This is a genomic window from Paenibacillus tritici (genome assembly GCF_018207515.1).
GTDB lineage: Bacteria > Bacillota > Bacilli > Paenibacillales > Paenibacillaceae > Paenibacillus_AQ > Paenibacillus_AQ tritici.
In genome coordinates, this window is record NZ_CP073365.1 from 2970457 (window position 1) to 2996545 (window position 26089).

Consider the following 26089-nt stretch of genomic DNA (forward strand, 5'->3'; position numbering starts at 1 on the left):
GGTACACCTTCCGCGTGAAGTTCCCGTTTCGTTAAAAATCAAAGGTTTTTAGTTTTATTTTAAAATGAATCGTGCATCAGTCTCATACAAATTTTAATTTTGAATTGTTAAGCTATAACCATGTAATTGGATGTAAGCGTATACAAAAAAGGAGGAACACGCGGAATGAGCAAAAAGATCTGGAGAAAGACACTTGCAGCAGCAATAAGCGGTACTCTGGTGTTGAGCATGATTACCCCGGGGCCGTTCTCCGCCCCGGTTCAGGCTGCTCCTGCAATTGCTGTCCCGGCGCAGGTAACCGCTGACTGGTACAAAACCTACCAGACGATGGATGGCGTAGGGGCCGCTTATGCTTATACAGATTCCGTCCATATGCTGCAGCTGGCTTCGGCCGGTCATCAAGATACCGTCAGGCATCTGCTGGATCTGACCTTCAGTGAATCCAAGGGTACAGGCCACGACATTGTCCGGGTCATCATCGGCGATAACGGCGGCCTGACCACTGCCAATGCCACCGCCGCCAGCCCGGGCTTCAATCCGCTGACCGGTCTGCTGGCAGATGTCAGCAAGCCCGGCTTCGATATCGAAGGCAATGCCATTCCCCTGCGCGGAACGGGCGGGCAATATGGATACAAAATAGAAGCGGAGAACCGCTATTACGATGGCAATACCGACAGTATCTGGCCTGTTGAACCGGAACACGCTCCAGGCACGCTGGTGCCCGTACAGGATTTCGTATGGGATTATCCTTCCTGGGATCAGCCGGCCGGCAATGACGATGGAGGCCCGACCAACCTCCTGAGCGCACCGGGGGAGCATCCTGTGGTGATTAAGAACTCGCCGCGTACCCGCAAAGAGCTGTTCGATGTGGATCAGGTCTGGACGATGCGCCAGGCGATGCAATACGGCGTCAAGCAGTTTTACGCTTGTACATGGACGGTGCCTTACTGGATGAGCCAGTCCTCGACAGGCTCCCCTAACAAGATTGTCCGCAGTGATACAGCCACGATTAATGGTAAAGTGGTGAAAATTTATTATCAGGCCTATGCGGATTATCTCGTGAATTATATCCGCGGAATGTGGGAGCAATATGGGATTCCGATCACCCACATTAACCCCTTCAATGAGGTTGACCTCGCGGGCGGGTCAGCCGCGTACGTCACCGAGCTGATTAACGGTTACATCGGTCCTGCCTTGAAGAAGTCGATGCAGCCGGGCGGTGACCTCTATGATATCCAGAATCCGGACGGCAAGCTCATTGACTTCATTCCTCAGCTTGCCGCCGTGGACGGCACCAATCTGAACGCTTCCTTAAGCAGAGGCGGTGAGGTGTTCAGTCAGACCGACCCTGACAATGCCCTGGACAAAAACCCGTACCTCGACGTATTTACCACCCATCTGTATGGTACGGTCGGGATCGGCACGGATGAGAATAAGCTGTACCATACCGGCGACTTTTCCCAGAATCCGCTGGATTACTCCAAGGATGGGAGCAAGTATCCCGAATACCTGACCAAATATAAGCTCTGGCAGGCCGAATTCATGAATCAGGATACCGGTGACGGTTCGGCCGGTGCCTATACTCAGCGGTACGGCAATCAGAACATCAATGACGCTGTGCGCTGGTCCAATCTGCTGACCAATATGTTCAGCAGCAACCCCGGATTTAACGGCTTTGTCTGGTGGAGTATGTGGGACAGCAACGGTGCGGACGGCTCCGACCTGATCCGCTTCGTTACGACCAACTCCCAGCAGGAGCCGGGACGGATCAGCACGCTGACGGGTGAATACCGGTTGTTCAAGCGTTTTTACGGCTATGGGCATTTCTCCCGGTTCATGAATCCGGGCGATGTCCGGTTTGATGTCACGCGGGTACCTGCGGCCGATATCAACGTGGTCGCCTTCAAGAACCCGAATACCAATGATTATTCAATCACGGCATCGAATGCCAAGAATGATGACAGTGTTCAGCCGCTTGAATTCAATCTGAAGGACTTCCCGGCAGGCACAACCAGTGTTACCGTGTTCCGTACTTCAGGCAGCGAGAACCAGAAGAAGCTTGGCACGATTCCGGTAACGGACGGGAAGTTCGTTGTTGACGTTCCGTCGGCCAGCATCGTAACGGTGGTTCCGTCCCAAGGCAAATTTGCCACCTACCAGGGGCTTGACGGAGAACGCGATATTTTCTCAACGCTGGAAGCAGAGGGCAATGACAATAGTATACCTGGCGACAGTGCAGGTAGTGCAGGACGCGCTGAAGAGGCCGTGACACTCGGTGTCGGCAAGTACCTCGCCTACAGAAATTTGAATTTTGCAGATGGCTCCGCGAACGGCGGTGTTGTGCGCAGACACTTGCTGTACCTGACTGCCCAGAGTAAATCAGCTCAAGGAGGCAAGCTTGCCGCTTATGTGCTTCCGGTGGGAAGCGCTGTGGGCAGCAGCGACGATATCCTGTCCCAAGGCACGCGTGTAGCAGAAATACCGGTACCGGCCAATGAGGTCTACGGTAAATTCCAGGACATGGTTGATACAGGCGATCTTAGCGCTTACGGCCATAAGGATCTGTATATTGTGGCCGAACCGAACGGACCTGCGGGTACCATCACCGTTGACCGCTTCCTGTTCGGAGCAGGCGATTCCGATTGGAGTACTGCCGCGAATAACTCTACAGTATCCATTCCGGGCAACCTGCTGCTCAATGGGGATTTTGATACGGCAACCGCATCCAATACAGACAACTGGTCTGCTGGCCGTTACAACAAGGGAACCTTTGAGCCTGTTGCCTCAGGACCCGTGTTAACAGCAGATACCATACAGAGCTATTCGGGTCTGTCACGTTACCTGAAGAACAGCTCCACCTCGAAGGTTGCCGGTTCCGGCAAGCTTGCTGGCCGCATCGACGCTGCGGAGCAGTATGACGGAATGTGGCAGGATGTTACCGGTAAGCTGAGCAAGGGAGAGAGCTATAACTTCAAGGGTTATTTCCTCTCCATGATGAGCCGGCCGGAGAGCTATGATCTCGCTGCGGAGCATCCGGGTGATGTGGAAGTCGCGCTGGTATACTACGACCAGAACGGGACCCAGCTCGGCGTGACGCCGATCAATGGCCGCGATATGCCGGAACCCTATGCAGCCCGGGAGGCGGGTGATCCAGCATACTGGACTGGCGGCAAATTTGTCGGACGTATCCTGGAGGGCGGGCCGCTCAGCTTAAGCTCCTTCCAGCCTGTAGATGTGAAGGTGGCGGACTGGCATGAGACGCCTAATGCTTCGTTTACCTATGATGAGCCGTCAGGTACGGCCAAGGTGGTGTTGGCGGTGTATGCGAAGGATGCCAACATCCTCTACGCCGATCAGCTGTCACTGACGCCGGAGGCCGTGGCTTCGCGCAATATTTTCGTGGATGGCGTTCAGCCGTCTAACTTCGATGTCTCCAATTACGAGTATAAGTATACGGTTTCGGGGAACGCCATACCGAAGGTAACGGCGGTAACGAGCGACCCGGCTGAAATCGTAAGCATCTCGCAAGCGGACAGTGCGCAAGGAACGGCAGTGGTCCGGTTCGTCAAAGGCGAACAGATCAGGACTTATAAAATCTTTTTCAGTACGAACGAAATTATCGGCTTTGCGGCTGGCCTTCCGGCGGGCTGGGAGGTTGTGAATCCGGCTGATCCGCAGACCGCACTTAGCTATAGTGCTGAGGGTGCGGCCATCCAGACCTTGAAGAGCGGCACGGAATATCCGGGCAGCCATAATATGCTGCAGATGCCTGGTTCGGCCGAAGGCAACTGGACGCTTACAGCGAAGCTTACGGTAGACAAACCGCTGAATGATTCGACTATGGGTGAGAATTCCCAAGCAGGACTTGGCATCAGCCGCACTTCAAGCGGGGAGTTCTACAGAATCAATGCCAGGAAGGTAAGCAACAATATCAAAGTGAATAATTCAGGGTTGATAGGTACTCAGCCTTTCACGAACAATACGAATCAGACTAATCTGAGCGGCACGAACTATTATCTGCGGATTGTAAAGGAAGGCAATGTGGTTCAAGGGTATTTCTCCACGAATAGCGGCTCTTCCTGGCTGGCGATGGGGAATCCTTCAACGTATACCCCGGACTTCTTCAAGGATGCAAAGGTGCAGTTGTACGGAACCAATACCAGCGCAGTAACGGATTTCAAAGTAACCTTTTCCAATGTGACTCTAGTCAAGACCCTGGGGGAGACGGGTGAACTGGGCCCGGATCAGCAGGCTGTGGAGGAAGCAGCGGCGCTTATCGGCAACCGGCTTACCGTTCCGAATGCAGTGGCTGGTGAAGATCACGCTAAGCTGATATCCAAAGCACAGGCCGTCCTGAATGAGAATGAGGAGCTGAGTCTGCTGGGAGTGACTACAGCCATTACCTTCCAGAACGGCGGATTTACGCTAAGGATTACGAAGGGAAGCGTCAGCGTATCGGTTAATCCTTTTACCCTTGTGGCTGGGATTCAACCGATAAGAGATTTCGAGGATCAGACGGTTCAGGGCTTCAAGCCGAAGGGCGGTGCAGGCGTAACGGTTGCACCTACCCAGGAAGCCAACCATACCCCGGGCGGAGCTTATGCCCTGAAGGTTACAGGCAGAGCAGCCAATTCGGATGGACCGTCCGTGAATGTGAAGGACCTTGTCACGATTGGCAATGAGTACAAAACAACAGTATGGGTGAAGCTGATCAGCCCGGCCAGCGCACAGCTGAAGCTGACTGCCCAGGTCAATGATACTACGCCGTATTATGTCAGTCTGTCCACCCAGACGGTCAATGCAGGCGGAGACTGGGTGAAGCTGGAGGGGACGTACCGTTATCTGCACGAGGATGTCACTTTGTATGTAGAGAGCCCGAACAGTGCTGTTGCAGCCTACTATATTGATGACTTCAGCTTCGAGGATACGGGGCTGCAGACGATTGCTTCGCTTAAGGATGCCTATAAGAACGACTTCCTGCTGGGCAATGTGCCGGGCAATAATGACATTAACCCGGGCAACGGACAGAATGCGTTCTTCAATTATCATTTCAACAGCCTGACCTTCGAAAATGAGATGAAGCCGGATGCACTGCAGAAGACCAAGGGGACCTACACATTCACAAGGTCTGACGACATGATTACCAAATCCCTGGCGATGGGAATGGAAGTGCACGGTCATGTACTGGTATGGCATAGCCAGACCCCGGCGTGGTTCACCCAGCAAGTGGACGCTTCGGGCAATGCACTGAAGGATCAGGCGGGTAATCCGCTCTATCTCAGCCGCAGTGAGGCGCTTGCGAATATGCGCACCCACATCAAGACCGTAATGGAACACTACGGGAATAAGGTGAGCTCATGGGATGTTGTCAATGAGGCCATGCAGGACGGACCTCCGGCAGTATCCGACTGGAAGGATGCGCTGCGGAAGTCGCCTTGGTATTATTCCGTAGGTCCAGACTTCGTCGAGCAGGCCTTCCTGGCCGCACGGGAAGTGGTGGACAGCAACCCGGATTTGAAAGGGATCAAGCTGTATTACAATGATTTCAATGATGAATTCCCGGAGAAGCGGGACGCTATCCACGACATGGTCAAAGAGATGAATGACCGTTATGCCGAGGCCCATCCGGGCAAGCTGCTGGTTGAGGGCATTGGGCTGCAGTCCCACTATGATATGAGAACCAAGCCCGCTAATGTAGAAGCGGCCATTGAGAAGTATGCTTCCCTGGGCGTGGAAATCTCTATCAGCGAACTGGATGTGCTGGCGGGAATGAATTCTTCCCTCTCCCCGGAGTGGGCGGAGAAGCAGGCTAGCCTGTATGCCCAATTGTTCCAGATCTATAAGAAGCATGCCGATAAAATCGCGCGTGTCACCCTCTGGGGTTACACGGACAGCTCAAGCTGGAGATCCAGCCAGAATCCGCTGCCATTCCTTAGTTCTCTGGCACCGAAGCCTGCCTATTACGCAATTATCGACCCGGAGAAGTATCTGGCAGAGCATCCGCTCTATATTACGCCCGAAACCAAGAGCTCTACGGCGCTCTACGGGACACCGGATATTGACGGAAGCATGGACGACATCTGGAAGAATGCACCTGAAATTCATATCGACAACCATCTGATGGCCACAGCAGAAACAGCCGGTACAGCCCGGACGCTGTGGGACGAGGAGAATCTGTATGTGCTGTTCCAGGTGAAGGATAAGCAGCTAAGCAAAAACAATACAGATAAGACAAAGCAGGATTCAGTAGAAGCCTACGTGGATGAAGACCGCGTCAACGCCTGGCCGTACCGTGAGGATGATGGACAATACCGGGTCAACTATGCCGGAGAACAGTCCTTCAAGTTCCTCAGTAATTCGACTCCGGCGACCTCCCCTGGCTTCGAATCAGCAGCGGTAACGGCCGGAACGGATTATATGGTGGAAATGAAGATTCCGTTCCGCACCATCACACCGGAGAATGGGACACAGATCCGGTTCGATGCGCAGGTGAATAACGCAAACGGAGCCAATCTGATCGGCGTAGCCACCTGGAACGATCTGATCGGCAGAGCGTCGAAATCGACAGAGGTATTCGGCAGCCTGACCCTCAGCGGCAAGGGAGATCAGACTCCGCCAACCTGGGCGGAGGGAAGCAAGCTTGAAGCCACGGATATCACCAGCACCGGAGTTACCTTATCGTGGCCGGCGGCAGCGGATAGTCTTGGAGTCACCAGCTACCGGCTCTACAACGGAGTGGATGCTGAACCGGTGATCATCACCGGCATTGAACCGGAAGAGACTGTAAGCGGAGCGGTATATCGCCATCAGGTGACCGGACTTATGCCCAATACGCAGTATACCTTCAAGGTGGAAGCCGGAGATGCTGCCGGGAACTGGAGCAAGGACGGACCTTCCGTCCCGGTAACTACACTACCGACTTCAGATACTACCCCACCGGTATGGGCAGAAGGAAGTAAGCTTGAAGCCTCTGGCATTACAAGCAAGGGATTGACTCTGACATGGTCGGCTACGGCATCGGACGAGAGCGGCATCGCCGGTTACCGGATTACGAATGGAACCGGTGACAAGCCGGTTACGGTTACGGATGCCGTGTATACGGAGACGGTGACCGGGGCTGTATACAGCCATCAGGTAACAGGACTGATGCCGGATACGCAGTATACGTTCACAGTGGAGGCAGTAGATACCGGCGGCAATTGGAGTGCCGGTGGACCTTCGGTTTCCGCGGCAACACTGCCCGCTGCGGATACGGCACCTCCGGCTTGGACAGCGGGAAGCAAGCTTGAAGCCTCACGGATCACGGCAACCGGCCTTACGTTAATCTGGACGGACGCTGCCGACGATACGGGAGTGACGGGCTACACGCTCTATAGAGGATCAGAGAAAATCGCGGAGTTGCCTGGAACAACGCACCGTTATGAGGTAACCGGACTCACGCCGGGCACAGGATATAACTTCTCGGTGCAGGCCGTGGATGCGGCAGGGAACTGGAGTACGGACGGTCCCGCTATCTCGGTAACTACGCTAAGCAATAACGGCGCAGAACCAACGCCGGTACCAACACCTGTGCCAACGCCAGTACCGACGCCGGTACCGACATCACTATCAACATCTGTGCCGGTATCGACGCCGACACCAACACGGACGCCGGGAACAACAGCAACACCGGCTCCGTCGCAGGCACCAGCGACAACGACACCAGTGCCAGCCAGCCCGTTCACAGATGTAGGTGCCAAATATAGCTGGGCTTCGGAGGCGGTTGATACGCTCCACAGTCTGGGCATTATCCAAGGAACCTCCGCGACCACCTTCAGCCCGGAGAAAAACATTACGAGAGCAGACTTTGTGCTGCTGGTAATAAGAGCATTGGGCCTCGAAGCAGAATCCGGTTCCAGCTTCGCAGATGTAAGCCCGGGAGCCTACTATGCTGAAGCCCTCAGCATGGCGAAGAAGCTGGGAATTATCAATGGAACGGATGGCAACCACTTCAATCCGAAGGGCGAAATCTCGCGGCAGGATATGATGGTGATTGCAGCCAGAGCCTTGAAGGCAGCGAACAAATTATCTGCCGACGGCACTGCCGGTGACCTGAGCGGCTACACAGATCGAATGAAGGTAGCGAAGTATGCTATCGAAAGTGTAGCGGCACTGGTCAAAGAGGGAATTGTCCGGGGAGACGGCAAATCCCTCCATCCCACCGGAACCGCTACGCGGGCGGAAGCCGCTGTCATGATCTTCCGGATGCTGGAGAAATAAGCATCCGCAAACGCAGGTACGAAGTAACAAAGTAACAGTGTGACAAATTGACAAAATGAAAAAATGACAGAGTAAAATTCCTCTTGGCAGTCAACGTCTATAGACATCGGAAGATGGCATAGACGTTGACCGCTGGAGGTTTTTTATTTATGTGGATAAGGCTGCATGTGAAGGGTAAAGGGATAAAACCCTCTAAATGCGCCAAAGCGGGCAGCGAGTGTAAATGAGGTGTAAAAGTGCGGCCGGCTCTGGGTCTTCCCGCCCAGCCGCTTCACTACATGTTAACCTTACAAATTACACCTGAAGAACTAATAATCACCGTTTATCTTCTTTTTTGCAAAAAAATAGTTTATCATTACTTCATTCCAAATGTTAGGAGGATTTATCATGCGGGGATTAGCAAGTAAAGTAGGCCGGTTGTGCGCAGGTCTTATACTGGTAGGTGTGGTAGGTTATGCGGGGGAACAGCAGGTGCTGGCTATGCCTGTCGGGAACGGGCAGATGGCCGCTGCGGCTCCGGATGTCAGCTTATCCGTAACGGTGCTGGGGAGCCCGTTCAAGAAAGCGCCTTATGCGCGCAACGTCTGGGATATGCAGCTTTTTGACGGGAAAATCTATCTGGGTCACGGCAACAGCAGCAATAATGCACCTTCGTCCAATGCAGGACCGGTTCCGATCTATTACTGGGACCTTGCCCAAACAAGTTTTCTGTTCAGGATGTTACGTATACCAACCCGTCCACGGGTAAGGTGACCACTAATGTCTATGTTATGGACGAGCAGATCGACACCTTTAAGGTGCTGAACGGAGAACTGTATATTCCCGGGCATGACTCCAGAGTTCCTGGCTGGGCCTATGGGAATTTTTATCGCCTGAACGGGGATCACTGGGACCAATATATGAACATTCCCGGCGGCATCCATGTCTATGATTTAGCCTACTATAAAGGCAAGCTGTACGCAGCACTCGGGGCTAACGAAGGCCCCCTGATCTATGTATCTTCTAATAATGGAAGTACCTGGACCCGATTTGGTGCCGTCTCCCAATATGGTATAATGCGTGCCTACAATCTGTTCGAGCTGGGCGATACCCTGTATGCGTCCTCAGCCACAGCAGGCAAAACACAGGGGATTCCCAATGAGAAAGGATACATGGCATCCATCAAGCAGAATAGCAGCGGGGCGATTCAGACCTCCAAGCTGACCTTTACCAGCAGCCAGTTATTCCCCGGACTCAGCTTTGTCGTGAAGCCGGGTGAAGTGAACGTTCCCGGTGTCAGCGGACAGCCCTGGCTGAAGCTCTTGCGCACGACGCAGGTTAACGGCCGGCTGCTCTATATTCCTGGCGTTATCTATAATGACCATCAGTCCATTCCACAAGGATTGTTCTCGGCCGGGGCCAATTTCCAGAATGTGCGCAAGGAGCAGCTGCCTAATTCTGCTGTAGTGCCTATTGATATTCTGGAGCGCGGCGAGACGGTGTATGTGCTGGGTTATATCAAAGAAGCCTCGGGCCAATATACAAATTACGTCTACCGCAAAAATACTGCTGGCTTCGCGGCCGGTGGGGAAGGCTGGAGTGAAGTCTTCCGCTTCGGCCGGGATACGTTCGCCCGTTCCTTCGAGGAGCAGAACGGTGATTTCTATTTTGGACTTGGCAGCTATACGGACATAATCCCGGCATCCACCGGCACGATTCTAAAGCTGAGCGCAGGAGCTTATTGAAGGTTATATTGGCAAACTCAGCGCTGCAAAAGCCTATTCCCCGATGATCGTAATTTCCGTGTTGATCCATTCCGCTGCATCCAGGCCCTGGGCTCTTAACAGCAGGGCGTTGATGATATCCTCGCCCCAGTTCTGCTCGTTCTGTGAAATGACCCGGGTAATCTGTCCGTTATCCACCGCCTGCTTCAAGGCCGGTGTGAGGCCCAGGGCGATGTTGTACCGCTTCAGCCCCTTGGCCTTCCAGACCAGGACAGAGCTTGAACTGGAGACGAAATCCAGGTTGACCAGCGCGCTGAAATGGGGATGGTCCGAGATCATCTGCTCCAGCTGCAAGGCAGCGAGCTCCTCGCTGCCGTCATTGTGGCGGATGTCCAGCACATCAATCTCCGTATGCTGAGTCAAGTATGCCTCCAGACCAAGCAGGCGTTCCCGGGTACTCTGCATACGCGACATCCCGGACTCCACCAGAATCATTCCTTTGCCGTCCAGCAGACGTTCAACTGTCTGTCCAATCACTGCGCCGGTCGCTCTATTATCAGCCCCGATATAAGCTTCTCGCTTGCTGCCGGGTGAATCTGACTCGAAGCACACCACGGGAATCCCCTGGGACACCGCTTTGTTAATCACACCGGCGAGCGCCTGTGAATCCACCGGAGCAATGGCGATTCCGTCTACCCCCCGCTTGATCATCATCTCCATAATCCGGATCTGCTGCTCCAGATTGGCCTCATCGGGCGCTTGAACCAGCAGTGATACGTTATGCTTGCTCGCGGCAGCTTCCGCTTTGGCGGTGATCATCTCGTAAGTGGCATTCACCATAGGGTAGATGATGCCGAAGGTCAGAGCGGGTTCCCCGCCCGGACTTGACGGGGAATCTCCGACTGCCCGTTGAGCGGAGTCCGCAGCTCCGGAGGATTGGAAGCAGCCGCTAAGCATCAAGCCTGCCGCCAGCAGCAGGAGGAAGATCATCCGCTCCCGAACCCTGGATACCGTCACATCTTCTCCGCCCCTCTGCGGATGGCTTGCAGCTGATCCTCCGAATTTCCCTGCTTGCGGAATTCCATAGGCGTCATCCCCGTTACTTTTTTGAACAGATTAGAGAAGTAATGCTGATCGTTGTAGCCGACCAGATAGGCAATCTCAAACGTTTTGTGTCCCGTTGATTTCAGCAGCTCTTTGGCTCTGTCCATTCGTGTGGCGGTCAGGAATTCCGTAATCGTCTGTCCGGTAGCTTGGCTGAAGGTTTTGCTTAGATGGCTGGGACTGACCCGGACCACTTTGGAGATATCGTTCAGGGAGAGCTGCTCTTTGTCATATTGCTCACGGATATACTGCTTCACTTTGTCAATCAGCTCCCGGTGTTTGTCCGCCCCTTCGGATCGCCACTCCCATAACCGCTCGTATAACCGTTTCAAATATTGCAGGCCTTCGTCTGTACTGGAAATGGGCTTCAGCCGGGTCTGCAATTCTTTGAGGATCTCCGCATGGTTGGCGGCTGCACGGAACCCATTCTTGGCTGTCTGTACCAGCTCCAGCGTGATGTCGTTCATCAGGTAGCAGGCGTACCCCGAATCCCAGTTCATCCCTTCCAGCGCAGCGGAGAGCTCAAGCAGAAATTCGGGCATCTGCGTGTGATCCCCCAGCTTCAGGAACTGGATCATCCGGCTCCGGTCGAGCAGAATACCCTGGGCAGACGGGTCAAAATAAGCATCCAGCATAGCTGCGGAATGCACCCTTGCCATTCTTTTGAACATCCGGTCATTCTCAGCTTCCAGATAGGAGAGATGAATGCCCTGAAGACGCTCGCAGACCTTGCCCCGGCTGACCGACAGCTCCAGGCCGCAGGCGGCTCTCAGCCGCTGCTTTGCACTCGCGCATAGCTCATCCAGGACACGGTTCATTTGGGCCGGGTCGCTGCCTTTGTAGATCAGAACTGTCTCAGTGCGGCTCCTCTTGTAGATGAAGCTATCGGCTACCTCCTTCAGGAGGCCCGCTAACAGCTCCTCTGAATTCTGCGTTGGATGAAGAGGTTCCGTGGATTCGGATTCCTCATGATCCTGGGGATTCAGAGTGAAGATAGCGGTGGCATAGTAAGGAGCCGTTAACAGCAGATCAAGCTGTGCCGCCGCCTCGATCGCCGCAGCGGTATGAATCAGGCCCCCGCACAGATCCGCGAACAGATTCTCGGGCGTATAGGCATACTTGTGTCTGATGCGCAGTTCTTCGTCAATTCTGGTGCTGACACTGCGGAGAAGCTGCAGCAGGTCGGCAGAGCTGAACGGCTTCAGGCAATAATCCTCCACGCCAAGCCGCAGCGCCTTCTGGGCATACTGGAAGTCATCGTGGCCGCTCAGAATGATGATTTTGATCTGCGGGAATTTTTGGCGGACGACCGAGGTTAACTCCAGCCCGTTCATGAAAGGCATCTTGATATCTGTAATCAGAATATCGGGAAGCTGCTCTTCGATAATGGGGAGCGCCAGCTCCCCGTCGGGGGCGTCTCCGCAATAGAGGAAACCTTCCTTCTCCCAATCCACGCATTCCCGGATATTCTCCCGGATCAGGATCTCATCATCTACCAGCATAATCTTCTTCATCCCTTAGACCCCCCCTGTTCTTGGGTATGCGAACCGTAATCTGAGTACCATAGCCTTCCGAGCTGTCCAGGCGGATGCCATATTGAGCGCCAAAATACAGCTGAAGCCGCTGATGCACATTTTGCAGGCCGAATCCGCCCTGGCTGGTGTCGTCTGTATCCTCTGACTGGATGGGACGCTCGATAGATTCCCTCAGGAACGCCAGCCGTTCCCCGGGAATGCCAATCCCGTTGTCCGATACCGTGAGCATAATGGCATTGGCATCCGTATAGCCGCCGATGCGGATAAGCCCTTTGCCTCTTTTGTTCTTGATTCCGTGATACAGGGCATTCTCTACGAGCGGCTGCAGCGTCATATTCAGAATCGGATACTCCTGCAGCTCCTCAGCCACCTCAACCTTGAACTCCAGAATGTCATGGTAGCGCATCTGCTGGATGATCAGGTAGCTCTGCACATGGGCAAGCTCGGAGCGGATCTGTATCCAGTCGCGCCCTTTGTTCAGACTAAGCCGGAAGAATCCGGATAACGCTTTCACCAGCCGGATCACGCCGTCGTGATTGCCCGCTTCCGCCATCCATACAATCGAATCGAGGGTGTTGTACAGAAAATGCGGGTTAATCTGCGCCTGCAGCGTCCGCAGCTCCGCCTTCTGCAGCTGCTGCTGCTTGCGGATACTCTGCTCCAGCAGCTCCTTGATCTGCTCGACCATGATATTGAAGCTGATTCCGAGATCGGCAATCTCATCGTTGCCGTCCGGCTTCACTTTGGCTTCCAGATAGCCACTTGCGGTCAGGCGCATCTTGTGCTGCAGCAGCTGGATCGGCCGGGTTAGCCGCCGGGTCAGCAGATAATGGAGCGTGATCGCAAAAATAATGCTTAACCCTACGCTGATGATAATCAGCTGCCTGATCCGGTTAGCCTCGGCAACGATCTCCTGCAGCGGGGCTATGCCGATAATCGTCCAGCCTGTCGACAGGCTGGAGGTGTGGACGATGAACCGGGGCGGGCCGGTGGTCTGAAGCACGAAGCTGCCGCTCCACTTCCGTTCCTGCTCGGGTATTTCAGTATCCTGAACCAGAGCCAGATCGCTCGCCTGGACGGGCGGCACATAGATGGGATTGTGCTGCTCGTCCAGCAGGTAGAAGAAGCCTGTGGTGCCTATGGTCACCTTGTCGCAGAACTCTTTAATGAAGGAATCGCTCAGATCCACAATGATAAATCCGATCACTTCATGGGTAATCCGCTGCTTGACCGCTGTCATGATCGAGATGACGCCCTGATCCCCGTAGGTGAACCCGTCCACCCGGTCAGTCCCGCTAATGAGCGGCGGGGGAATCCGGAGAATCAGCCCGGGATTCTGGGACAAGGTCTGGAAATGCGGATTACGCAGCGGATTGCTGCCCGATTGGAAGATGCCCCGGCGCTCGCTGATGCCTTTGCCGTACAGGTTAATCAGGCTGATATTCAGTACATTCTCGTATTTATAAGTGTCCCGGTAGAGAGTGAAGGTCTGCAGGATCTCCTTGGCCTCCTGATAGGTTTCCGACTGTGAGAAAAGAAAGTGAATCACCTGCGGGTTATTGCTAAGCTCCAGCAGCCGTTCGGTATCCTTGAACAGGTTATCCATGTTCGTGCCCAGCATATCGGCCTGAAGCATGCTTGAAGCTTTGCTGTGAGTGGAGATGGACTGATAGGATTTCTGGTATGAAATGAGGCCGACAGCAATCAGCGGTATCGTGGACAGCACTATGAACAAAGCCAGCAGTTTGGCTCTAAGACTGGAGGAGATCCAGCGTGTGATCCGCATCATCGGGTGTTCCCTTTCATAGATAGAGTAGATGTCGTTTCAATCTCTAGTTTATAACAAATACTGGAATGTCGAAACAAAAAAGAAAGCGCAAACAAAATCCGTACCTTTTGAATAAAAAATTACACCAAAACAATCCGCCCGGGGCGATAAACCCAAAATTAGAAAGCAAACGCGAAAGGCTGCCCGTATAATGCCATTTCCTTTGCGTTCTATAATGGGCACAACACCGGAACACAAGGTGATCACCAAGGGGGAGGAAAAACTACGTATGAAAACGTTCGGAAAAATGGGGGCTGTGCTTGCACTCACCCTGTCCATGGTCATGCTTGGAGCATGCGGCAACAGTAATGGCGGGAACACGGCGGCTACGAAAGCACCGGCGGAGAATGGCGGAACCAAGACGGAGGCCAAGGAGATTACGCTGGGATTCTCGCAGGTAGGTGCCGAGAGCGGCTGGCGCAGCGCGAATACGAAGTCCATTCAGGATTCGGCCAAGGAAGCGGGCTACACGCTGAAATTCTCGGATGCGCAGCAGAAGCAAGAGAATCAGATCAAGGCACTCCGTTCTTTTATCCAGCAAAAGGTTGATGTGATCTCCTTCTCTCCGGTGGTGGAATCGGGGTGGGATACGGTACTGAAAGAAGCGAAGGCTGCAGGCATCCCGGTCGTTCTGACGGACCGTGCCGTGGATTCGAAGGATACCTCGCTGTATGTCACCTTCCTGGGCTCCGACTTCGTGGAGGAAGGCCGCAAGGCGGGCGAGTGGCTGTCCGAGCAGTACAAAGACGCGTCGGAGGACGTTAACATTGTGGAGCTGCAGGGAACTACAGGCTCTGCTCCGGCTAATGACCGGATGTCAGGCTTCGCCGAAGTGATCAAGGGCAATCCGCATCTCAAGGTCATTGCTTCCCAGACCGGTGACTTCACCCGGGCCAAAGGCAAGGAAGTGATGCAGGCATTCCTGAAGGCCAATAAGGATATTGATGTGCTGTACGCCCATAACGACGATATGGCGCTGGGGGCGATTCAGGCGATTGAAGCAGCGGGTCTGAAGCCGGGCGAGGATATCAAGATTATCTCTGTCGATGCGGTGAAGGACGGAATGCAGGCGGCCAGTGAAGGCAAAATCAACTTCATCGTCGAGTGCAATCCGCTGCTTGGACCTCAGCTGATGCAGGTGGTACAGGATGTGGTAGACGGCAAGCCGGTTGAGGCGCGGATCGTGACTGAGGAATCAACGTTCACTTCCGAGCAGGCCAAGGAAGCTTTGCCTAGCCGCCAGTATTAATCAGCAAGCTTGTAGCATAGCTGCTCTGGTGGTGTTACAGCCGCCGGAGTAGTTGTCTATGGAGATAAGGAGTGGATGCAACCATGAGCACACAGATGCCCATACTGCAAATGACCGGGATTCATAAACGGTTTCCGGGTGTGAAAGCGTTGACGGATGTGAATCTCCGCCTGTATCCCGGCGAGGTCCATGCCCTGATGGGAGAGAATGGCGCCGGTAAGTCCACACTGATCAAAGTGTTGACCGGCGTCTATTCCATTGATGAAGGACTCGTGGAGATGGACGGTACGCCGGTCTCCATACGCAGCCCGCAGGATTCGCAGGCTGCGGGGATCAGCACCGTGTATCAGGAGGTGAATCTGTGCCCCAATCTGAGCGTGGCGGAGAATATCTTTATTGGAAGAGAGCCGCGGCGGTTCGGATGTATCCAGTGGAAGGAGATGAACCTGCGGGCCGCGGAGCTGCTTACGGAACGGATGAATCTGCATATTGACGTCACTCTTCCGCTGCATAGTTACTCTGTAGCGGTTCAGCAGCTGGTCGCCATTGCCAGGGCGCTGAATATATCGGCCAAGGTGCTGATTCTGGATGAACCGACCTCAAGTCTGGATCAGAATGAGGTGGATCAGCTGTTCCGCATTATGAGGAAGCTCCAGCAGGAGGGGCTGTCGATCCTGTTCGTCACGCATTTTCTGGACCAGATGTATGAAATCTCCGACCGGGTAACGATACTGCGAGGCGGTGAGCGGGTCGGTGAATACATGGCGAAGGAGTTAAGCCGTCTGGATCTGGTACTCAAAATGATCGGCAAGGAGCTTCATCTGCTGGAGGAGCTGCCGGTTCTGGCGGCAGAGGATCAGCACAGCTTGGGCGATGAACTGATCAGAGCCGAAGGGCTGGGCCGCAAAGGCGGAATCGAGCCGTTCGATCTGTCGATCCGCAAGGGAGAGGTCGTCGGGCTGGCGGGGCTGCTGGGTTCAGGGCGGACGGAGGCGGCCCGGCTGTTCTTCGGTGCCGACAAGCCGGACTTCGGACAAGTGACGCTGCCGGCATCCGGCGGCGGGGTCCATTCGCCCCGGGAAGCCATTGGACGGCGGATCGCCTTCTGCTCGGAGAACCGCAAGACAGAGGGGATTATTGGCGATCTGACAGTCAGAGAGAACATTATTCTGGCGCTCCAGGCCAAAGACGGGATGTTCAGGACGATCTCGCGCAAGCGGCAGGAGGAGCTGGCCGGGGAATATATCCGTATGCTGAATATCAACCCGCCAAGCCCGGACCAGCTCATCAAGAATTTGAGCGGCGGCAATCAGCAGAAGGTGCTGCTGGCACGCTGGCTGCTGACGGAGCCTCAGCTATTCATCCTGGATGAGCCGACGCGGGGCATCGACATTGGGGCGAAGGCAGAGATTCAGAAGCTGGTGCTGACGCTCTCCCGGCAGGGGATGTCGTTCCTGTTCATCTCCTCGGAGCTGGAGGAAGTGCTGCGGGTCAGCGACCGGATCGCTATTCTGCGGGACCGCCGCAAGGTGAAGGAAATTTCGGAGAAGGATATGAGCCAGCAGCAGATTATGCAGGCCATTGCGGGAGGCTGAACAATCATGAGCCCATTCATGAAACATCATTTATTCTGGCCGCTGTGTGTGCTGGCTGCACTGCTGCTGTTCAACCTGTGTTATTCGCCGGATTTCTTCTCCATTACCATCCATGACGGACACTTGTACGGAAGTCTGATTGATATTCTTAACTTCGGGGCACCGCTTATCCTGGTGGCTATCGGGATGACGCTGGTAGTGGCTACCAAGGGGATTGACCTGTCTGTGGGTTCCATTGTAGCGATCTCAGGAGCGATTGCCTGTCTGAGAATCAGCAGTGGAGCCGATCAGAACAGCATGGGGCTGATTCTGAGCTCCGTGCTGCTGGCTGTATTGCTGTCGCTTGTGCTGGGAGCCTGGAACGGACTGCTGGTCTCCGGGGCTGGGATTCAGCCGATTATCGCCACGCTGATCCTGATGGTTGCAGGAAGGGGAATTGCCCAGCTGATTACCGGCGGACAGATTATTACGGTAACCAGCAGCAACTATGCCTATATCGGGTCCGGTTCATTTGCCGCGCTGCCCTTTTCCATCTTCGTCGTAGCTCTGGTTCTGATTATCGCCTTGCTGCTTACCCGGCGAACCGCGCTCGGCCTGTTCATTGAATCGGTGGGCTGCAATCCGGCAGCCAGCTTGATGTCCGGTATCCGCGCTCACTGGGTCATCCTGTCGGTCTATGTATTCTGCGGCGTGTGCGCCGGCATCGCCGGGCTGCTGCTCAGCTCGAATGTCTCCAGCGCCGATGGCAATAATGCCGGTCTCTGGTATGAGCTGGATGCTATTCTGGCTGTAGTCATCGGAGGAACGTCGCTGAACGGCGGCCGCTTCTATCTGACCGGTACCGTGATCGGGGCGCTGATCATCCAGACGCTGACCACTACCATCTACATGATCGGTGTTCCGCCGGAAATCACACTGGTCGTCAAAGCTTTTGTCGTGCTGGCCGTCTGCCTGATCCAGTCGGATACCTTCCGGGCTGCTATTGCCGCCCGCTGGAAGTCGCGGCATTATCCCGCAGAGAAGGAGATGGGCCGTCATGTCTCTTAACCGTAAGTATATTCCGATTGTGGTCACGATTCTGTTGTTCATAGTCATGTTCACCGCCGGCTCCTTCCGGTATACCGGATTCTTCTCGCTTCAGGTGCTGATGAATCTGCTGATCGACAATGCTTTTCTGCTGATTACGGCGGTAGGCATGTCCTTTGTCATCCTGTCAGGCGGGATTGATCTGTCGGTCGGCTCGGTCATTGCCTTATCGACCATGGTCTCCGCGGGTCTGGTGCAGCAGCAGGGCTGGCCGCCCGCCGTGGTCATTCCGCTGGTGCTCCTGATGGGTGCCGTGTTCGGCACGCTCATGGGCGCGATGATTCATTATTTCGCCATCCAGCCGTTCATTGTCACCCTGGCCGGAATGTTCCTGGCCCGGGGCTTATGCTATGTCATCAGCATTGATACCATTACCATCGACCATCCCTTCTATACGGCGATGGCCCAGACGAGAATCCCGCTGCCGGGCGGCAGCTTTCTCTCCATCAGTGCCGTTATCGCTTTGCTGGCTGTAGCTGCCGCCATCTTCACCGCCCACTATACCCGGTTCGGGCGCAATGTGTACGCACTGGGAGGCAATGAACAATCATCGCTGCTGATGGGGCTGCCGGTGGCGAGAACCAAGGTACTGGTCTATACGCTTAGCGGATTTTGCTCGGCGCTTGCGGGTGTGGTCTTCACCTTTTATATGCTGTCGGGATACGGGCTTCATGCCGTCGGCTTCGAGCTGGATACCATCGCGGCTGTCGTCATAGGCGGCACACTGCTGACCGGAGGGGTCGGTTATGTGCTGGGCACCTTCTTCGGCGTCCTTATCCAAGGCGTGATTCAGACGATTATCAGCTTCGAGGGCACACTCAGCTCCTGGTGGACCAAAATTGTCATCGGCCTGCTGCTGTTCATCTTCATCCTGCTGCAGCGGGTGTTAAGCTCCAGGCGACTGACAGTAAAAGAATAAATCATAGGAACGGGGAGACAGATTATACTTGTCTCTCCATTTTTTTGCTATATAATTGTAATCGCTATCATATGAAGGAGGGATTCCGCTTGCGAACGGTAAAATGGTGCCTGATCCTGCTGCTCTTCTTCCTGCCGCTGCTGGGCGGCTGCTCCGGCAGCGGAGACCCCGGCGGGCAGCAGGCGTTGCCCGAGCCTCACACTTCTCCTGCGGCCAAGCCCGGCTTGCTGCCTTCCGCAGACATTGCCGCAGTCGAGCAGTTAGTGCTGGGGTTCTCCCAGCTTGGGTCGGAGAGCACCTGGCGGGAGGCCAATACCGCTTCGATCCGGGAAGCCGCCGGGGAGGCGGGGATTACGCTGCTGCTGAAGAATGCCGAGCAGGATCAGCAGCAGCAGTTCGATGCTATCCGCTCTTTTATCCGCAGCAATGTCGATGTTATAGCGATTGCCCCGGTGGTACAGACCGGCTGGGAGCCGATTCTCCTGGAGATCAAGCAGGCAGGGATTCCTGTGATTATTCTGGACCGCTCCGTTAATGTACAGGATAGTTCACTCTACGTTACCTTTATCGGTTCCGACTTCTATGAAGAAGGGGTGAAGGCGGCCAAATATGTGGTGGATAAGATGCGCCATCACAGTGAAGTGATCCGTATTGCTGAATTGCAGGGAACCGTTGGCTCCACGCCCTCCATCGACCGTGGACGCGGGTTCCGCAAGCTGATCGGGGACAAGCCGAACCTGCGGATTACTATGACCGCCCCGGCGGATTTCACCCAAAGCGGCGGTCATGCGGTGATGAAGACGTTTTTGCAGCAGCCGAAGGAGCAGTGGCCCCGGGTCCTCTATTCCCACAATGACGATATGGCCATCGGTGCGGTGGAGGCCATTAAGGAGGCGGGTCTGGTGCCGGGCGAAGATATTATTATAGTGTCGGTGGATGGTACGCGGCGGGCGTTCGAGCAGATGGTTGCGGGCAGCATCAATGCGGTGGTCGAATGTAATCCGCTGCTCGGGCCGCTGCTGATGCAGGCTGTGAAGGAGATCCTGGCAGGCCGGACCCTGCCCAAGCGGATGGTGACGCCGGAGGATATCTATACCCAAGAGCTGGCCGCTATGGAGATTGATAACCGCAAATATTAGATGAAGGGATCTTGTCCGGCGCTTTAGCTCCGGACTTTTTTTGTGCCATCCCCTGGAATGAAGAGCACTACTGCACCTCATTGGCCCGAGTGGGCCGTAATCCGGCGAATGGAGTGCACTACTGCACCTCCTTAGCCCGAGTGGGCCGTAATCCGGCGAATGAAGTGCACTACTGCACCTCCAACCATCCTCCTCCCGCATCTTTCTACACCCAGCGCTGATTTCGAGCAAAAAACAAAAAAATTTCAACTTTTCAAACAAAAATCTACATTGTTCATGGGTGCTAAGTATATTAAGATGAACTCGAATAACAAATATTAGTAGATTCATTCAAAGAATACAATAGGAGGGGAGGTTTGAGAGTTAACGGCATAAGTAACGCATCCGATTGAAAGGGTTTACAAATTTGGGATAGAGGAGAATGTCGATGTTCAAAAAGATCTCTGTGCTTGCCATGACCTTTGTTCTGCTGCTGGGCTGTCTGCCTATGCTGTCTGCACATGCGGCTAATAATGCCACGGCCAAACAGCCGGGGAATTCCAATCCGCTGATGGATCACAAGCTGGGTGCCGATCCCTTCGCACTGACGTACAACGGAAGAGTCTATATCTATATGTCGAGCGATGCCTACGTCTACAACAGCAACGGAACCGTGAAGGACAATGATTTCAGCGCGCTTAACAAAATCAACGTGATCTCCTCGGCGGATATGGTGAACTGGACGGATCACGGCGCAATCCCGGTGGCTGGAGCCAATAATGTGAACGGCAGCGCCGGTATTGCCAAGTGGGCCTCTCTCTCCTGGGCGCCTTCGGCCGCAGTCAAAAAAATCAACGGACAGGATAAATTCTTCCTGTACTTTGCCAATGGGGCTTCCGGGATCGGGGTATTAACGGCTAACTCACCGATTGGTCCCTGGTCGGACCCGCTGGGCAAAGCGCTGGTGACAGGCGGCACACCGGGAATGTCCGGCGTAACCTGGCTGTTCGACCCGGCTGTGCTGGTGGACGATGACGGCAGCGGATACCTGTATGCCGGAGGGGGAATCCCCAATACTTCCGACCCGGCGTCTATTGCTAATCCCCGGACAGCCCGTGTGCTGAGGCTGGGTGCGGATATGACGAGTATTGTTGGAAGCGCATCCACAATTGACGCTCCGTATATGTTCGAGGATTCGGGGATTCACAAATACGGCGGCAAATATTATTACTCGTATTGCTTCAATTTCTCCGGCACACACCCGGCTGCCTATCCGGCAGGTGAAATCGGGTATATGGTCAGCAATAGTCCGATGGGACCGTTTACGTATACCGGACATTTTCTGAAGAATCCTTATACCTTCTTCGGTGTAGGCGGCAACAACCACCATGCGGTATTTAACTTCAATAATCAGTGGTATGTAGTGTATCACGCCCAGACCGTGGCGAAGGCTGTACTCGGGGACGGCAAAGGCTACCGCTCTCCGCATATCAACAAGCTGGTCCATAATGCGAACGGAACCATTCAGGAGGTCCAAGGAAATCTGGCGGGCATTGCCCAGACGGCCAACCTCAATCCGTTCACCAGAGTCGAAGCCGAGACTATCGGCTGGAATGCAGGCATTGCCACGGAACGTACTCAGGCAGCGGGCGGTCCAGTAAGCAACATGAATGTGACCAACATTAACAATGGAGACTGGGTTGCCGTCGGCAATGCCGATTTCGGTTCCGGTGCTGCCAGCTTCAAGGCCAACGTAGCTTCTACCACCACAGGCGGCAAAATCGAACTCCGGCTCGACAGCGCAACTGGCCCATTGGTGGGTACGCTTAATGTCCCTTCTACAGGAGGAGCGCAAGCCTGGCAGGAGGTTACGACCACTGTCACCAATGCGACAGGCGTTCACAGACTCTATCTGGTATTCACCGGATCAGGCTCCGGCAACCTGTTCAATCTGGATTACTGGCAGTTCTCAACGGGTGGCGATGGCGGCACGACCCCTCCTCCGGTGAGCAAGGTGGAAGCGGAGGACATGACGCTCAGCGGGACCTATGCGGGCAAGATCACTTCCCCTTTTAACGGAGTGGTGCTTTACGGAAATGATGACGCGGCTGCGTTCAATCAGTATTATGCCTACGGCACGCATAACTTCTCCGTCCGGGGGGCTTCCAGCAATTCAGCTACGGCCAAAGTGGATCTGCTAATCGGCGGTGTGAACGTTGGCTCCTTCAATTTCAGCGGCACAACGCCCTCGGTACAGACGTTGACCAATGTGGCCCACGCCACCGGCAATCAGGAGGTCAAGCTGGTCGTAACCACGGACAATGGAACCTGGGATGTCCTTGTGGACTATATTGAATGGAGCCAATGACCGTACAAGCAGGCAGGAGGCCAAGTACTATGCTGACAAAAGCCGGGCTGTATTTAATGGCAATTCCGTTGCTCATCGGCCTGCTGTTCAATCCTTCAGCGGTGGCCGCATCGACTTTTACCAATCCGTTCATTTATGCCGATGCCCCGGACAATGATGTAATCAGGGTAGGCAATGTGTATTACATGACCAGCACCACCATGCACATGACCCCCGGCGTTCCCATCATGAAGTCCTATGATCTGGTGAACTGGGAGATTGTGAACTACGTCTACGACACATATGCTAACGGGGATGCTCAGAATCTGAATAACGGCCAGAGTGAGTACGGCAAGGGCTCCTGGGCCAGCAGCCTCAGATACCATAACGGTATCTACTATGTGTCCTTCGGGTCCAATTCTACCGGCAGAACCTATATCTATCAGACGGCGGATATTGAAAATGGTCCATGGACCTCATCTGTCCTCGGCAGCTATTATCATGACGCTTCGCTGCTGTTCGATAACGGCCGGGTGTTCCTGGTATACGGTGTCGATAACATCAGCATGATCGAGCTGACAGCGGACGCCAAAGCCATCAAGTCAGGAGGGATTAATCAGGTCATTATCCCCGGCTCCAGCAATATCGCCGGTTCAAGCTTCATTGTTAAGGCGGAAGGTGCGCATATCCAGAAGATCAACGGCTATTATTATGTCTTTCTGATCTGCTGGCCTTCGGGAAGCGGACGCACCCAATTGACCTACCGCTCCACCAGCTTAACCGGTGGCTATACCGGCCAGGTGTCCCTTAACGATTCAGGCATTGCCCAGGGCGGGATCGTGGACACGCCATCGGGCTCCTGGTATGCCATGCTCTTCAGGGACAGCGGAGCGGTTGGACGGATGCCATATCTGGTTCCGGTATCCTGGTCCGGCAACTGGCCGGTGTTCGGAAGCGGAGGCAAAGCGCCGCGGACACTGAATATGCCTGCTGAAGGTCATCCCGTGAAAAAGGTGTACGCATCTGACGAGTTCTCAGCGGCTTCCGCTTCTGCGGAGCTTATTGTGAACGGCGGTTTTGAAGAGGCAGGCATCAGCCCGTGGATGAATAATAATACGGCAGCGGTGGCCGTTACTTCTGCGGAACGTTATAGCGGTTCGAGCAGCGTGCTGGTCAGCGGAAGACAGCAGACGGGTGCAGGACTGAAGCAGGATCTCACCGGGAAGGTGAGCGCAGGCACAGTCTATACGTTCTTGGCCAAGGTTAAATACACCACAGGCCCGGCTACCAAGTCCTTTAACCTGGATATCCAGAACGGGCCAAGCTATACCGGTATTACGATTCTGGGGTCTGCCACCCTGACCCGGGGAGAGTGGGGCACCATTCAGGGAACCTATACACTTCCTGCCGGTGCCGATCTGTCCCAGAGCTTCATTTTTGTTGAAACCCCTTACAATGCTGCGCCGGATGCCGCCAACGACCTGATGAACTTTTATGTGGACGATGTGTCGTTCGCAGGCACAGCTTCGTCAGGAGGGGGGCTGGCCAAGGTATGGCAGTGGAACCACAATCCCGACAACACCAAGTGGTCCCTGGCCCAGCGTCCCGGCTTCATGCGGCTGACCACCGGTAAGGTAAGCACAAGTATTCTGGATGCCCGGAACACGCTGACCCAGCGGACGTTCGGACCGAAGAGCACAGGCGTGACAGCCCTGGAGACGGGCGGGATGAAGGACGGGGATTACGCCGGTCTCGCTGCATTCCAGGCCAAATACGGCTTCGTCGGCGTCAAAAAATCCGGCAATTCCAAGTCCATTGTGATGGTCAATGCCGGGTCCGGGTCCATGACGGAAGTGGCAAATGTGCCGCTCAGCCAGAACAGAGTCTATCTGAAGGTGGTCTGTGATTTCACCAACCAGACCGATAAAGCTTATTTCTACTACAGCCTTGACGGCAGCAGCTGGACGGCGGCAGGCAATACGCTGCAGATGTCTTATACGCTGCCTCACTTCATGGGTTACCGGTTTGCACTGTTCAATTATGCAACGAAGGCTGCGGGCGGTTATGCGGATTTTGATTATTTACGTCTGGAATAGCTGCATTTGAATCTAATAATCCAAAGGAGATGTATTCAATTGAAGAACAGCATCAAAAAGCTTGTAGGCGGGCTGGCTTTAGCCAGTGTCCTGCTCACCTCTGTCATGGCAGGCAATGCCAGCGCAGCAATTACCAATGGATCGAAGTTCCTGGGGAATATCATTGCAGGCAGTGCTCCCGGCAACTTCACCACCTATTGGAATCAGGTCACCCCTGAGAACGGCACCAAATGGGGATCGATTGAAGGCAACCGCAACCAGATGAACTGGGGCAATGCGGATATGATCTATAACTATGCGATTAGCAAGAACATCCCGTTCAAGTTCCATACCCTAGTGTGGGGAAGCCAGGAGCCTAACTGGGTTGCCGGCTTATCGGCAGCGGAGCAGAAGGCGGAGATCAGCTCATTCATTACTCAGGCAGGCCAGCGTTATTCCGCAAAATCAGCCTTCGTGGATGTCGTCAATGAACCGCTGCATGCCAAGCCTTCGTACCGCAATGCCATCGGCGGTGACGGAAGCACCGGCTGGGATTGGGTCATCTGGTCCTTCCAGCAAGCACGAGCAGCGTTCCCGAATTCCAAGCTGCTCATCAATGAATATGGCATTATCGGTGACCCCAGCTTGACGGATAAGTATGTGACCATTATCAATCACCTGAAGTCCAGAGGACTGATCGACGGGATCGGCATTCAGTGCCATCACTTCAATATGGATAATGTCAGTGTGAACACTATGAATACGGTGCTGAACAAGCTGGCGGCGACTGGTCTGCCAATCTATGTCTCTGAGCTGGACATCACCGGTGACGACAACACACAGCTTGCCAGATACCAAGCAAAATTCCCTGTTCTCTGGAACCATCCTTCGGTCAAAGGCGTAACCCTCTGGGGTTACATCCAGAATCAGACCTGGGCAGCGAACACCCATCTGGTGAATTCCAACGGCACAGAGCGCCCTGCATTGAGATGGCTGAAGCAATACCTGGGCGGCTCTTCAGCCCTTATGGAAACCACCGCCAGTCAGGATATCACGGATAGTGTGATCCAGCCGGACAGTGTGGCCGAGCCACAGCTTCAACTGGATCTCCAGCCAGTGCTGGAACCCGTTCCGGCTGAGTAAGCTGAAGCAGGCCTCCAGCATAAGGGCTGCTGCCAAAGTGTGAACAAGGCTGTTTCTGATGCGTGAACAAGGCTGTTTCTGATGCGTGAACAAGGCTGCTCCCCATGCGCGGTAAGGCGCGCCGGGAG

At 54.5% G+C, this 26089-nt stretch carries 14 protein-coding genes; 11 read left to right on the forward strand and 3 right to left on the reverse strand.

The genetic code is table 11. The annotated features are described in order from the left end of the window. The first annotated feature begins 165 nt into the window (after positions 1 to 165). The 3 genes from KDC22_RS12315 to KDC22_RS12325 all read left to right on the forward strand — a co-directional run bounded on the left by KDC22_RS12315 (position 166) and on the right by KDC22_RS12325 (position 9983). Complete coding sequence (locus KDC22_RS12315; protein WP_211723225.1) at positions 166 to 8259, forward strand: endo-1,4-beta-xylanase; 8094 nt, start codon at positions 166 to 168, stop codon at positions 8257 to 8259. 387 nt (positions 8260 to 8646) lie between these two features. Continuing rightward, entirely contained in the window at positions 8647 to 9012 is a 366-nt protein-coding gene (locus tag KDC22_RS12320; protein WP_211723226.1) for a hypothetical protein, read from the forward strand. Beyond that, on the forward strand, positions 9009 to 9983 hold the full coding sequence (locus KDC22_RS12325) for a hypothetical protein (protein ID WP_211723227.1): 975 nt from the start codon (positions 9009 to 9011) through the stop codon (positions 9981 to 9983). The genes KDC22_RS12320 and KDC22_RS12325 overlap by 4 nt, the downstream gene beginning before the upstream one ends. 33 nt (positions 9984 to 10016) lie before the next feature. Here KDC22_RS12325 and KDC22_RS12330 read toward each other — a convergent pair whose 3' ends face one another. The 3 genes from KDC22_RS12330 to KDC22_RS12340 are packed head-to-tail and all read right to left on the reverse strand — an operon-like array spanning position 10017 to position 14390. Then, positions 10017 to 10979 carry a sugar ABC transporter substrate-binding protein gene (locus KDC22_RS12330; RefSeq protein ID WP_211723228.1) on the reverse strand — a complete coding sequence of 321 codons (963 nt, stop codon included), beginning with the start codon at positions 10977 to 10979 and terminating at the stop codon, positions 10017 to 10019. Continuing rightward, positions 10976 to 12580, reverse strand: coding sequence for a response regulator (locus KDC22_RS12335; protein ID WP_211723229.1), 1605 nt, complete (start codon positions 12578 to 12580; stop codon positions 10976 to 10978). The genes KDC22_RS12330 and KDC22_RS12335 overlap by 4 nt, the downstream gene beginning before the upstream one ends. Beyond that, positions 12555 to 14390 carry a cache domain-containing sensor histidine kinase gene (locus tag KDC22_RS12340; protein ID WP_246553521.1) on the reverse strand — a complete coding sequence of 612 codons (1836 nt, stop codon included), beginning with the start codon at positions 14388 to 14390 and terminating at the stop codon, positions 12555 to 12557. Before KDC22_RS12340 ends, KDC22_RS12335 begins: the two co-directional genes overlap by 26 nt. A 268-nt stretch (positions 14391 to 14658) precedes the next feature. Here KDC22_RS12340 and KDC22_RS12345 point away from each other — a divergent pair, with 268 nt between their 5' ends. From KDC22_RS12345 to KDC22_RS12380, 8 genes are all read left to right on the forward strand, one after another. Then, on the forward strand, positions 14659 to 15678 hold the full coding sequence (locus KDC22_RS12345; protein WP_211723230.1) for an ABC transporter substrate-binding protein: 1020 nt from the start codon (positions 14659 to 14661) through the stop codon (positions 15676 to 15678). 83 nt (positions 15679 to 15761) lie between these two features. Further along, positions 15762 to 17273 carry a sugar ABC transporter ATP-binding protein gene (locus KDC22_RS12350; protein ID WP_211723231.1) on the forward strand — a complete coding sequence of 504 codons (1512 nt, stop codon included), beginning with the start codon at positions 15762 to 15764 and terminating at the stop codon, positions 17271 to 17273. Between the two features lie 6 nt (positions 17274 to 17279). Further along, positions 17280 to 18320: an ABC transporter permease gene (locus tag KDC22_RS12355; protein ID WP_246553523.1), complete on the forward strand. Its 1041-nt coding sequence runs from the start codon at positions 17280 to 17282 to the stop codon at positions 18318 to 18320. After that, positions 18310 to 19278, forward strand: coding sequence for a galactofuranose ABC transporter, permease protein YjfF (gene yjfF / locus KDC22_RS12360; protein WP_211723232.1), 969 nt, complete (start codon positions 18310 to 18312; stop codon positions 19276 to 19278). The genes KDC22_RS12355 and yjfF overlap by 11 nt, the downstream gene beginning before the upstream one ends. 89 nt (positions 19279 to 19367) lie before the next feature. Continuing rightward, entirely contained in the window at positions 19368 to 20417 is a 1050-nt protein-coding gene (locus KDC22_RS12365; protein ID WP_246553525.1) for an ABC transporter substrate-binding protein, read from the forward strand. A gap of 427 nt (positions 20418 to 20844) precedes the next feature. Further along, positions 20845 to 22764 (forward strand): carbohydrate-binding protein, encoded by a 1920-nt coding sequence (locus KDC22_RS12370; RefSeq protein WP_211723234.1) that lies wholly within the window; start codon positions 20845 to 20847, stop codon positions 22762 to 22764. 29 nt (positions 22765 to 22793) lie between these two features. Further along, positions 22794 to 24839 (forward strand): beta-xylosidase family glycoside hydrolase, encoded by a 2046-nt coding sequence (locus KDC22_RS12375; protein WP_211723235.1) that lies wholly within the window; start codon positions 22794 to 22796, stop codon positions 24837 to 24839. Between the two features lie 39 nt (positions 24840 to 24878). Next, positions 24879 to 25961 (forward strand): endo-1,4-beta-xylanase, encoded by a 1083-nt coding sequence (locus KDC22_RS12380; protein WP_246553527.1) that lies wholly within the window; start codon positions 24879 to 24881, stop codon positions 25959 to 25961. Positions 25962 to 26089: the final 128 nt, after the last annotated feature.